At 60.8% G+C, this 12,410-nt stretch carries 10 protein-coding genes; 1 reads left to right on the top strand and 9 read right to left on the bottom strand.

Features of this window, described 5'->3' with window-relative positions; genetic code table 11:
• Nucleotide 1 precedes the first annotated feature (1 nt).
• The 8 genes from FY152_25065 to FY152_25030 all read right to left on the bottom strand — a co-directional run bounded on the left by FY152_25065 (nucleotide 2) and on the right by FY152_25030 (nucleotide 10,749).
• Nucleotides 2–985 carry an ABC transporter permease gene (locus FY152_25065; GenBank protein ID UXS35408.1) on the bottom strand — a complete coding sequence of 328 codons (984 nt, stop codon included), beginning with the start codon at nucleotides 983–985 and terminating at the stop codon, nucleotides 2–4.
• Nucleotides 982–2,499: a sugar ABC transporter ATP-binding protein gene (locus FY152_25060; protein UXS35407.1), complete on the bottom strand. Its 1,518-nt coding sequence runs from the start codon at nucleotides 2,497–2,499 to the stop codon at nucleotides 982–984. Before FY152_25060 ends, FY152_25065 begins: the two co-directional genes overlap by 4 nt.
• 3 nt (nucleotides 2,500–2,502) lie before the next feature.
• The gene (locus tag FY152_25055) at nucleotides 2,503–3,408 is read right to left on the bottom strand and encodes a sugar ABC transporter substrate-binding protein (protein ID UXS35514.1); all 906 of its coding nucleotides are present in this window, start codon (nucleotides 3,406–3,408) and stop codon (nucleotides 2,503–2,505) included.
• Between the two features lie 511 nt (nucleotides 3,409–3,919).
• Complete coding sequence (locus tag FY152_25050) at nucleotides 3,920–5,605, bottom strand: carboxylesterase family protein (GenBank protein UXS35406.1); 1,686 nt, start codon at nucleotides 5,603–5,605, stop codon at nucleotides 3,920–3,922.
• A 52-nt stretch (nucleotides 5,606–5,657) separates the two neighbouring features.
• On the bottom strand, nucleotides 5,658–7,001 hold the full coding sequence (locus FY152_25045; GenBank protein ID UXS35405.1) for an alpha/beta hydrolase: 1,344 nt from the start codon (nucleotides 6,999–7,001) through the stop codon (nucleotides 5,658–5,660).
• A gap of 95 nt (nucleotides 7,002–7,096) precedes the next feature.
• Nucleotides 7,097–8,734 (bottom strand): carboxylesterase/lipase family protein, encoded by a 1,638-nt coding sequence (locus tag FY152_25040; GenBank protein UXS35404.1) that lies wholly within the window; start codon nucleotides 8,732–8,734, stop codon nucleotides 7,097–7,099.
• A 51-nt stretch (nucleotides 8,735–8,785) separates the two neighbouring features.
• On the bottom strand, nucleotides 8,786–9,448 hold the full coding sequence (locus tag FY152_25035; protein UXS35403.1) for an HD domain-containing protein: 663 nt from the start codon (nucleotides 9,446–9,448) through the stop codon (nucleotides 8,786–8,788).
• Between the two features lie 8 nt (nucleotides 9,449–9,456).
• Nucleotides 9,457–10,749 carry an MFS transporter gene (locus FY152_25030; protein UXS35402.1) on the bottom strand — a complete coding sequence of 431 codons (1,293 nt, stop codon included), beginning with the start codon at nucleotides 10,747–10,749 and terminating at the stop codon, nucleotides 9,457–9,459.
• Between the two features lie 100 nt (nucleotides 10,750–10,849).
• On the opposite strand from FY152_25030, the gene FY152_25025 reads away from it, so the two are divergent.
• On the top strand, nucleotides 10,850–11,749 hold the full coding sequence (locus FY152_25025) for a LysR family transcriptional regulator (protein UXS35401.1): 900 nt from the start codon (nucleotides 10,850–10,852) through the stop codon (nucleotides 11,747–11,749).
• Nucleotides 11,750–11,769: 20 nt separating this feature from the next.
• On the opposite strand, the gene FY152_25020 is transcribed toward FY152_25025, so the two are convergent.
• Complete coding sequence (locus FY152_25020; protein UXS35400.1) at nucleotides 11,770–12,333, bottom strand: cytochrome b; 564 nt, start codon at nucleotides 12,331–12,333, stop codon at nucleotides 11,770–11,772.
• Nucleotides 12,334–12,410 lie beyond the last annotated feature (77 nt).

Genomic DNA, 12,410 nt, shown 5'->3' with positions numbered 1-12,410 from the left:
TTTAGGATGCTTTCTTCTTGGTACGAATTGAATTTTGATAAGTGTCGAAGCCGACGGCAGCGAGCAGCACGAAGCCCTTGACGATGTACTGCGCGTAGGTGTTGAGGCCGACAAGCTGCATCCCATTGGCTAGCACGCCGAGGATGAGGACGCCGGTTACCAGTCCGAGCATGCGGCCTTCGCCGCCTTTGAAGCTTATTCCTCCAAGGACCGCCGCCGTGATGGCGGTGAACTCGGTGCCGGGCCCCGTCGAGGACGATGCCGAACCAGAACGGGCGAACAATACGATCGCCGACATGGCGACGAAGAAGCTGCAGAGAGAATAGACGAGCACCTTCACGCGGGTGACGGGAATGCCTGTCAGATAGGCTGCGTCTTCATTGCCGCCGAGGGCGTAAATCATCCTGCCAACCGAGGTGACGTTGAGCAGGAAAGACGCTACGGCAACACAGATGATCATCAACACGACGGAGACCGGCAACCAATCGGCGACGTAGCCCTGGCCGATAAACTTGAAGGCAGGCGGCAGGTTGATGATCGCGGACTGGTTGGAGATGATATAGCTGAGACCCTGGAAGATCGTCAGCGTGCCGAGCGTCACGATGAGCGAATGGACCTTAAGCAGGATCGAGGCCATTCCATTCACCAGGCCCATGAGCACTCCGCAGCCTACGCCCAGAACGATCGACGGCGCCACGGGGATGTTCAGCCACTTCATGCACACCGCAGTCACGATGCCGACGACGGACATCTGATAGCCGATGGACAGATCAATGCCTCCTGAGATCATCACGAAAGACAGGCCCACGGCCGCGATTATCATGTAGGAGTTCTGCACCAGGATGTTTGTGAGATTCTGGACCGTCAGAAAGTATGGAGACAGGAAGGAGAACAGCGCCAGCAGTGCGACAAGGAGAAGCGGGATGATGTACCGTCTCAGTGACGGAACGAACTGCCATGTTCGATTGAGGGTAAGGTCTGTCATGCGGCTTTGCTTTCAAGAAGTCCGGAGGCGAGCGACAGCACGCGCTCCTGGGTTGCTTCGGAACGGGCGATAAGGCCGGTGGCGCGCCCGTCGTGCAGAACGAGGATTCGATCCGACATGCCGAGAAGTTCTTCCATGTCGGAGGTGATCATGAGGATTGCGATGCCCTCCGCGGCAAGTTCGGCCATGAGGCTGTAAACTTCGGCGCGCGCGCCCACGTCGATGCCGCGCGTTGGTTCGTCGAAGATGATGATGTCGGCCTTTGCTGCAAGCGTCTTCGCAATGACGACCTTCTGCTGGTTGCCACCAGAGAGATTCTTCACAAGCTGGTCGAGGGATGGTGTCTTGATCCGAAGCCGCTCCTGATAGGTTTGCCCCATGTTCGCTTCCGCCTTGCGGTCGACGATCAATTTACGCTTCAGTTGCTCGAGTGCGGCGATGGCTATGTTCCAACGTATCGGCTTGTCGAGGAAGACACCTTCTTCTTTGCGGTTTTCAGGCACCAGGCCGATACCGGCCTTCATGGCCTGGCGGGGACTTTCAAAATGGGCCACCCGTCCATTCACCAAGAGTTCGCCGCCGTCCTGACGCGCCGCACCATAGATGACCTTGGCAAGTTCGGTTCGGCCAGCGCCAACAAGGCCCGCCACACCGAGGATCTCCCCGCGATGGAGCGCAAACGAGATCGGTTCGTTGCCATTGCCCTGAAGACTGCGCAGCTCGAGCGCAACCTCGGTGGTCGCGGGCTTGCGCGCTGGGTAGGTATTGGTCAGTTCGCGTCCCACCATCAGCTTCACGAGGTGATCACGGTCGAGGTCGCGCGTTACCGCGGTGGTGACATATCTGCCATCGCGCAAGATCGTTACACGGTCGCAGATCGTAAAGATCTCGTCCAATCTATGCGAGACGTAGAGAATGCAGGTTCCTCGCGCCCGCGCCTTGCGAACGATCGAGAACAGGCTTTCGACCTCGACCAGCGAGAGCGGCGCTGTTGGCTCGTCCATGATCAGGATGCGCGGGTTCTTGGCGAGCGCCTTGGCGATTTCGACCAGTTGCTGTTGCGAGGAGGGGAGATCGCGAGCGAGGGCCGACGGATCGATATCGACTCCCAGCTCGTGGAGAAGCCGCTTTGCATTCTGGCGCATCGTCTTGAAATCGACGCGCCATCCGTTCTTCTGCCCGAGGAAAATGTTCTCGGCGACCGACAGTGTCGGGACGAGGTTGAATTCCTGATAGATGACCTCGACCCCGAGACCACGCGAGATGGCCGGGGCGAGTGCCGAATGGCTGCTGCCGGCGATCTCGATGGTCCCTTCATCCGGTTCCACCGCGCCGGCGATGGTCTTGATCATCGTCGACTTGCCCGCACCGTTCTCGCCGACGATCGCGTGGACCTCGCCGGCGTTGAACGAGACCGAAACTTCGTTGAGCGCTATCACGCCCGGATAAGTCTTGGTGATTCGATGGAGTGAAAGAAGAGGCGCCGAAGCGCCCGCTGCTTGCGTGTCGGCCATGAGCTAGCCCTTTTGTTCCGGGCCTGTCTTTGCGATGACGTCCTTGACCCATTTTCCATAGGGCGTTTTGCCTTCGACCAGGCCTTTCATGATCTTCAAGGTGGCGACCGGGAGATCGGCCGCCGCGCCGTCGAGTTCCGGTCCGACGATGCGGATGGTCCCACGGAAGACCGCTTCATTGTTGAGCGACATGTTGATCGTCTCTTGGACAGGCGGCGACCAGTCGCCGCTGAAGACGCCGAAAAGCAACTTTTCGGTCTGGCTGCGTCCCATGATGAATTCGTTCACGCCCATCGCAGTGTCGGCGTTGTAGGTGAGAACGGCGTCGGCGTCCGGGTTCTGCAGCATGAGCGTTTCCATGACGGACGAGCCCTGGGCGGTCGAACGCGCCTCCGTCGGCGAGATCACGACTGTCGCATGCCCCCAGGCGTTGATCGCATCGATCATGCCCTGCGAACGGTTCTTGGCGTCGATGGTGTCAGTTGCCGGGATCACGATCACCATCGGCGCGTCGGCGCCTTTCGGAATGCCGTCTACCGTGCCATCGGTCGAGAATGTCTTGGTAATCCAGTCGATGCTCATCTCGGCGGCCTGCTTGCCTGCATCGTGCTGGTCGATGTTCTGCATGACATCGTAGGCCTGGGTGTCCGTGCCCTGAACGAAGATCTTGATGCCCTGACTCTGCGCGCGCTGGATGATGTCCTGCACGTTGTTGGGATCGACCGGCATGATGTCGATGACCTTCACGCCCATGGCGATGAAGTTCTCGATTTGCTCCATCTGCTTGACGGGGCTCGCACCAGCGTCGGCGATCTCGAGGTGGAGGCCGTCGGCCTCGGCGAGTTTCTTAACTTCAGTCGTCAGCCACCCAAGAAAAGGGTTGGTCGTGTCGGGTAACGTGCGAGCAATAGCTAGGTAAGGCTATTTCGAAATGACAAGAACTACATAAGAATTGGCTATAGAGCTGTGGCGTCTTGGATGCGGTCGCCGTGCCCTATAGCTAGGTGTTATCCAACTGAGGCTTGGTTCGCAGCGGAACCCTCTCTCGTCATGGATCACTGCCGGTCGTTTGACTTCCGTCTTGTGAGTGCGGCGAGTCAGCAAAGCCCTAGAGAGCAAGCGGCACGAACTGTGAAAGGTCAACGAGCACGTCGGACCAGGCGGAGAGAGTCCTCCTAGAATGTCTGGCTCCTCCCAAATTTCGCTGTTGGATTTACCTTCGCGTAATATCAGCGCATCCTCATCCCAGACTTCGACTAGGGCAAGCCACCAGGGAACACGGATGAGATTGTCTGGTGGCCCCTTTAGGTCGCTTCCTCCTAGCTGTGAACTCTTTGATGTATGGGTTCATGTTATTAGGAAGCGGAAGTTAGCATCGGCCGACTTCCGCGAGGCGCCGCGACCAAAGCGACCGATTGGCTCAGTGTTTACCGCCGGACTCGACCTCGAGTTTCTGGACGCGAATGATAGTCTCCCGGTTCAGTGCGTCACGCTCCGGATAGGGCGTGTGCTTGACTGAGAGCGCGTAGCCGTCGTGGAAACGCATGAACGTGCTGTGCGTCGCCTGCGGCCATTCCGGCAGCTTCTTGCCGTTCGGATCGCCGGTCTTAACGAAGTTCGCGAGATAGGAGGACATCGTATCCGCCATGCGGTAGTCGGCGCCGGTCCAGAACCGTTGGCCCGGCTTTTCGCGGATCGAATCCATGAAGTACCAAAGGTCGGAGGAGTGGAAGGAGCCGTAGAACTCGGTGTTGCGCCCCGGAGGAGCGTGGTTGAAGTAGAAGGTGTAGATGTTGGAGTTCTTGTTACGCCGCTTCGCGATCTCCGCGGACAGCAGATAACCCTGCAGATTGTAGTCCGCCTTGGCGCGCAGCCACTTGCGATAGGCATCCTGCGGATCCGATGGGCGATAGACCTTCTTCCAGGCATCGTCATAGCCGATCTTCGACATGGCATCGGCGAATTCCGTATCCGAAAGTGTCTTGTCCGGACCGCCCATCAGCGACGTATATTCATCCGAGGTCCCGCCGAACATGATGTCGATGCCATCAAGCGCCCCCGGGCGAAGCAGATCGACGGACTCGTTGGTGAAGACATACCCGTCGACCGTATGCTGCGCCGTTCCATTGACGCCCTTGTGCAGCGCTTCGTAGAGCTGCGTCTTGTCGTCCGCGGCCTTCTTGGAAATGAAGTCGTCGGTCGGAATGGCGCGCAGGTCGGCCAGGTTCATGGGCTTGCCGAAGGCCTGCTCGACGGCCTTCTTGTTGGCTTCCTCGCGCTCGGCGAGCGGCTGCATCGGCAAAGAGAAAAAGCCGGTCTGGCCGCTCTCGATCACCGCGCGATGGAAGAGACCCTTGGCCAGCGGTGAGCGCAGCAGCATCGACGAGTTGCGCGCGCCGGCCGACTGGCCGCCGATGGTGACATTATCGGGATCGCCGCCGAAGCCCGCGATATTCCCATGCACCCACTGCAGCGCCTTGATGAGGTCGAGCATGGCGTAGTTGCCGGAGACCTTGTTTGGGCTCTCGGCCGAAAGCTCCGGCAGTGCCAGCCAGCCAAGCGCGCCGAGGCGGTATTGCACCGACACCACGATAATGCCCTTGGCCGCCAGCTTCGATGCGTAGAATTCCATTTCGGACGCGTAGCCGTGATGATTGGCGCCGCCGTGGATCCAGACATAGACCGGCAATTTCGCCTTCGTGCTCTTTGCCGGTGTCCAGACATTCAGGTTCAGGCCGCTCTCGCTGGCCTTCGGCAGAAAATCCGGATCGAAGTAGAACTCATCGCCCCAGAAAGCGCCGGTCGGGTTGGTGTGGACGTCCTGAAGCGCCTGGTCGCCCCAGGTGTCGGCCTTCCTGACCCCGTCCCACGTCTCGACCGGCTGCGGCGGCTTGAAGCGGTTGTCGCCACCGGTAGGCCCGGCGAACGGGATGCCCTTGAAGACTTCGACGCCGGGCACATCCGTGTCCACGCCGCTCACCTTGCCGCCTTCGGTCGTGACGACGCCGATTTCGGATGCCGCGTGCGCCGCTCCGAACGACAGTCCAAGTGTGGCGAGGCTTGCCGCGGCCGCCAGCAGGCTCGATTTCAATGTGGTTTTCCTCATGGATGATCTCCTCCTAAGATCGTTGGGATGGGATACTCGAACCGCGGTCGCGCTAGAGGCGCCCGGGTTTGGAAACCCATTCATCGACAAAATCGAACACGCGCTTCTTCGTGTCGCCATACTCGGACCGGCACGGCTGGAAGAGATGCGTGGCGCCCTCTACCGAGGCGTAGGTCTTGTCCTTCGAACCGAGGCGGTCGTAGATCACTTCGCCCGGGACGACGAGATAATGGCAGCTCATCGTCAGCACGAGAGCAGGCACGGTCACGCCTTCGGCGTTTGCCGGCGTCGAGGTGTAGGACGAGGCCCAGTCAATCCCGGTAATGTCGTCGGCCGTGAAGGCGTAGTCTGCGCTTGCGCGGATCGCCGAATTGGCGAGGAACCCACGGACCGTCGTCGAGTAATTCATGGCGCCCAGCTCGTCGAGCATCGTCAGGACCTGCTGGCCGCCGGCTGATGGGCGCACAGACTTGATCACCTCAACATGTCGCGTTCCGTCGGCCTTCAGCAGCATGTGAGACTGCTTGGTGTGCGCGGCGAAGGAGAGATCCGGCTGGTAGAGACGGGCTCCAAGTGCCCGGATGCCGACGCCCTTCACGACGAAGGGCTCGTCGTTCGAAAATTCGCCCTTGCCGGCTTCGATCAGCTTCAGCCGCTCAAGCGCGGCATCGACGATCTCGTTGTTGCGCTTCGCCTGGGCGGCATAGAACGCCTTGGCGAACTCAGGCGTATAGGTCGCCTTCTTGCCTTCGATGTCATAGCCGTTTTCCTTGGCGAACATATCGAGGCTTGCGTCGCGCTTCTCGCCTCCGCCAGCGGGATCGACGGCGCTCATCTGATGCGCTGCGCCGAGGGTCGGATCAAGCAGGATCAGCGCATCCGGCTTTTCGAGCTTGCCGATCTTCTTGCCGTCGCAGGGAACGATCTTCTCCGCTCCCTGGCAGGTGGCCGGACCATGCTCGGCGACGTTTTCGTAAAGCGTGCCCATGTGCGTGCCGCCGCTGTGGGCGAGCAGGACGACCTTGTCGATGCCCGGCAGCGTCCTCAGTTTGGCGATGCCCTCCGAGATGCTGGGCAGGAAGTCTTCGGGCGGCGCATCCGGGTTGTCGCGGTCGCCGCGATAGTTCACCAGCATCACCGTATAGCCATGGCTGGCAATGGCGGGTCCCGGAAGCTCCTTGAAGTTGTCGCGATTGGGGTGGGAGAACACGAAGGCGACATGCGCGTTCGGATTGGGCGCCTTCGGCTGCAGCAGCAGCCCTTCCGTGTCGTCGCTCAGCCTGATGTAGTGGGATTCGTAGGGCGCCTGATCCGCTGTCGCGGGCGTCTTGTCCTGCTGAGCCAATACAATTGCGGGAACGGCGGTGAGGGCGGTCAATAGGGCAATCGTCTTCATTATACCTCCTGAAATACATGGTCGCGCTCGCCCGTCGTCGAAGGGCAAGCGAGAAAAGCGCCGGGCGATCGACCCGCCCGGCGCAGCGGCGCAATCTAGAGCGCGCCGGCTGCCTGCAGCAGCTTGCGGTCGAGATCGACGGCGACGCGGCTATCCTTGTCGAAGACCATCGTCGATGGTTTGTCGCTCGTGTAGGCGGGCCAATCCGGAAGGCCTTCGGCGCTCGGCTTGCCCTTGCGGGCAAAATTCACCCACGCCTGGCTCATCTTCTTCGAGAGTTCGAGCGCTTCCGCGCCACCGCCGGTCGAGGTCTTGACCAGCCCGGCATTGGCGAAGACATAAGGCAGTTCTGAGCAATGCCACGACATGGCGATGCCATCGAGCACCGGCGATTCATAAGCGAACATGTAGGAATAAACAGGCGCTCCGTTCTGCTTTGCCTTCAGGTCGAGATCGCGTATCGCGCCGGGGCGGAAGCGAAGGTCGATGAAGTAAGCGTCGGCCGGCTTCTTCTCCGGGTAGGCGGCCGCGAATGCCGTGCCGACCGCGTCGGCCTTGTCGCCGAAGCGTTCCTTGAGCTTGGCCTTGACCTTGGCGTCGTCCCAGCCGCTTCGGTTGTCGGCAAGCAGCTCGGCGCTCTTGTGGTTGATCACGGTCTCGAATTCGTTGAGCGTGTTCCCTACCATGAGCGGAATGTCGCTCGCCTGATCGACCCAGCGTGTCCCGACCGGGTTCTCGGGAATGTAGGAACCGTCCTCGACCGGCGCGTAGCGGGCATCCTTGGCGCCCGCGGCCGCCGCGTCCTTGAGCGCCTTGTCGGATGCGGCAAGCAGGTCGTAGTAGTTGACCTTCGCCAGCTTATCGACCTCGTTCTTCTTCAGGCCGAGGTTCTTCAGCGTAAGTTCCGCGACCTTTCGCGAGGATTTCTGGTCGGTCACGGAATCGGTCCGCGAGCCACTCTGGACAATCGCCTTCTGGAACAGGCCTTTCGCAGCCGGCGTTCCCATCAGCGCGCGCACCTTGTAGCCACCGCCGGACTGGCCGAAGATCGTGACATTGCGGGGATCGCCGCCGAAAGCCTCGGCATTGTCGTGAACCCACTTCAGCGCCGCGACGAGATCGGTGACGCTGGCATTGCCCGATTGCTTGTACTTGTCTCCATAGGCGGAAAGATCGAGGAAGCCGAGTACATTCAGGCGGTGGTTCAGCGTGACGACGACGACATCGCCTTCCTTGCTGAGATTATGCCCGTCATAGGATGTCAGCTCGATACCGGAACCGTTGGTGAAGCCACCGCCGTGGATCCAGACCATGATCGGCCGTTTCTTTCCGTCCTTGATCGCTGGCGTCCAGACGTTGAGGAACTGGCACGCTTCGCTCATCGGCATATAGCGGTGCGGGTTGAAGAGTTCGTCGCCGGCAACTTCCTTCATTTGCGGGATGAAGCAATTCTCGCCATAGGTGACCGCCGGACGCACCCCCTTCCAGGGTTCGATCTCCTTCGCCGGCATGAAGCGTTCGGCCTCTGCGTAGGGCACTCCCAGATAGCTGTAGATGCCGTCATCAAGAGCGCCGACGAGGCTTCCCTTGTTCGTCTCGACGGTCGTCTTGCTCTGCGATGCGATAAACTCTTGGGCAGTGGCAGGCGAGGCCGATATCAGCGGCATCGTCAGCAGGGCCAATCCTCCCGCCCGGCTCAATAGGGACAATCGTCTCATCAACTTCTCCTCCATCGTTGATTGCGAATCTGATCCTCTGCGGCCACCAATGGTCGTCGCACAGTCTTAGCTAGGTCGAAGAGGGCGCACGGTCAGGTTGGATGCCAGTCCGCCAAGTGTCGCTGGATCGGCCAGCCCGAGCGCTGCGGCCACATGCCACCAACCATGGTCCGCCTGGCGAACGATCATGCACTCCGTACTCACTCCCGTGTGATTCCCCTCGAATGAATGACCGACGGCGATATGCGCGACCTCGTCGGGAAGGCCGACGGTCAGACAGACGTGCATGCCGAAAACCGAATGCCGGAATGTCGGAGCGCCGGCGCCCGCCGGATCTCTCTGCCAGCGCTGGCGGTTCTCGGTATCAAACTCATAGGGTTTGCCGACGTCGTGGCACGCGGCGCCAGCGAGCAGGATGCCCCAGTCGATAGAGACGGCCGGATAGGCATCCTGGAATTCGCGCGCGATGACGTTGGTATAGCGGAACACGCCGCGCACATGGTCCGCCTGGCTGCCGCTGATCAGTGCTGGCGAGCCCGGGTTGCCCTCCGGCGGAATGTCCGACAGGCGCTGAAAACCGGAGCAACTCAGCGAGTAGCTCCACGCCTCGATGGTTCGCCTGCGAAGATCATCGTCGGGTATCTCCGCGATTTCGGGGAAATCCTGGACGACCATTCTGCGTGTCGCGTCGGTGACCTCGCGGCGGGGACGGGCGTAGTGATAGGTCATGGGCGTGCCTATTGTGTCTGGTACAGCGAAACGTCGTCCGCGCCGGCTTCGAATTCCGGATCGATCGGCCGGCGGGTCATCGTCAGGGTCGCGATCGCGCCCACCAGCAGCAGTCCGGCGGCAACCGCGAATGCCCAGTCGTAGCCGCCGGTACCGGCCACGACATAGCCGGTGATGATCGGTGCGATGAGCCCGAACAGATTGCCGCCAAGGGCGGTGATCGCGATCACGCGCGATACATCGGCGGGATTGCGCAGGAGATCGCTCGCAAGCGTGAAGTTCAGCCCGGCGCCGGTCGTCGAGCCGGTGAGCACTAGCGTGAGAACGATCAGTAGCTCCGAGAGATCGCTGACGGATGGTGCGAGCAGGATAAGCAGCGAGAGGATCGCCATCGCCGCGATGAAATAGCGCCGTGCGCCGCTCCGAATACGCGCGGAGGAGAGGGACTTGTCGCTGGCCCAGGCGATCAGCACGCTGAGCACGATGGTGATCAGATAGGGGATGGCGGTGAGGTAGCCGGTGTTGAGCGTCGAGAGTTCGCGCGTCGACTGCAGGAAAGTCGGAAGCCAGGTCAGGAAGAGATAGGCGGTATAGACGAGGCAAGCCTGCGTGATCACAAGGCCCCAGACGCTGGTCTGCGACAGCAGATATCGAAGCGAGGAGGGCGGGGTCGGCTCGCCGCTGTTGTCGCCATCGCGCCCGGCCAGAATTGTCCGGCGTTCATCTTCCGAGAGCCACGTGGCGCGTTCGGGCTCGGCGTACCAGAACCACCAGGCGGCCAGCCAGACATAACCGATGATGCCGAGCACGACGAATGTCGTGCGCCAGCCGGCGGCCTCCACCAGTGCTGCGGTGACGAGCGCCCCGAGCGCGGGACCAGCCGAAGAACCGCCGTTGAAAAGCGTCGTTACCAGACCACGCTCGCGCTCGGGAAACCAGTTTCGGATGATGCGGCCGCAGGCCGGGAAGGTCGAAGCTTCGCTGGCACCCATAACAAGGCGGGCGCCGAGCAGGCTTGTGAAACCGGACGTCGCCGCCGTCAGGATCGTTGCGCCCGACCAGATCGCGATGCCGCCGCCGACCATTCGCTTGGCGCCGATCCGCTCCACGAGCAGGCCGATGGGGATGAGGCAGATCACATATGTCCAGAGAAAGCCCGAGAACAGATAGCCCATCTGCACCGGTGTGAAGCCGAACTCCTCAACGATCGGCTTCGAGGCGATCGAGAGCGCAATCCTGTCGATGTAGTTGATGATGACGGCGGTAAATATGAGGATCGCAATCCAGCTGCGCTTCGCCATTCAGGTCTCCTCCCAGACAACCTTCTTGACGCGGATTATTCGATGCATAGGTTTCCAATGTCCAATTGGGATTTTTCGGAAACACGTATAGGTTTTTTCAATGAATCGACCATCCATTCCGCAGCTTGAGGCTTTCTATTGGACGGCGCAGCTGAACAGCGTTCAGAAAGCCGCCGACCGCCTCAACGTCACGCAGCCGACCCTGTCGCTGCGCTTGAAGCAGCTGGAGAGCGAGATCGAGGTTCCGCTGTTCGAGAGACAGGGCAGGGGATTGCGGCTGACGCGGCATGGCCATGCTTTCCTCGGGCGCACATCGATCGTGCTGGATGCCTATCGTGGCCTCGCCAATCTCTCGCGGACACCGGAAATGGAGGGAAATGTGCGCTTCGGGGTCGCGGAAGGGTTCGCGGTCACCTGCATGCCACGCCTTATCGATGGCATGCGAACCGACTTCCCCCTTCTGCGACCCGAGTGGGTGGTTGCCACCAGCGACGTGCTCGAGCAATCGCTGACGAACGGCGAGCTCGATGTCGCGATCCTCGTCGATCCAATCGGGTTGCGCGAAGTCCGGCTATCGGCGCTCGGAGTGCAGACGAACGATTGGGTCGGTGCTTCGGGCATGCAGAACGTTGGGAGTTCGCCCCGCCAGCTGGCGCAATCGACGATCGTTACGACGCCGCCACCGACCGCCATGTATCGAACAACGATCGGCTGGTTCGCCGGAGCGAAGATCACGCCGGAAAAGACCTGCCTGTGTTCGAGCCTGAATGCCGCCCTGCAGATTGTCGCGGCCGGAACCGGCATCGGCATATTCCCATCCAAGGTGGTCGAAGCCTATCCGCTCAAGGGCGCTCTGCGGACTATCTTGACCGAGCCGTCGCTGACCGACGGACGCGTCTTTTTCGCGGACCGCACCGCCGCGGATGAAGCGCGGACGCACGCGCTGCTACGGACGGTGGAGCGGATCGCCAATGAGCTCGAATATTTCAGTGGCTCGTAAGGTGCCACGGCACGAAGAGCCTACAGCATGCGGGATAGCACTTCGTCCTGCCTGATCAGCCTGTGCCGGACGACGGCGCCGAGGTGGAGGAAAAGCAGCGCGAAGAACGTGTAGCCGCCATAATGATGAATCACGCCAACCATCCGTCCGAGTGGACGGTTTTCCGTGAGGAGATTTGGCCAAGTGAATAGCGCGAACCACGGCACTGTCCGGCCTCCCGAAGACGAGGTGACGTAACCGGAAATGGGCATCAGCATCATCAGTGCGTAGAGCGCAAGGTGGACGATCTTAGATGCAAGACGCTCGTAGAGCGGCGGCCTGCGTCGCCAGTCCGGCTCAGCCGTCGCGGCGCGGATCGGGATACGGATGATCAGGAGTGCCAAGGCTGTCATGCCGAGCGACTTGTGGATGTCCATGAGAAACTGCCGCTGGACCGAGCCGTGGCCGAGATACGAACAGTAAAGCCCGATTGCCAGCGCTATGAGGATGACGGTTGCCATTGTCCAATGCAGCGATCTCTGCATGGTGCCATAGCGATACGCGGTGGATGTCGCGGCAGGCGACAGGTCGGTGGACTTGCTCATTGCATGATGCTTGCGAATTAAAAGCCCCAGGGTTGGAGGGGCAAGCTGCATCGCCCCTCCGCAATCGACATCCGCCG

This window comes from Agrobacterium tumefaciens, from assembly GCA_025560025.1.
Taxonomy (GTDB): domain Bacteria; phylum Pseudomonadota; class Alphaproteobacteria; order Rhizobiales; family Rhizobiaceae; genus Agrobacterium.
This window is presented reverse-complemented; position numbering and strand designations above follow the sequence as displayed.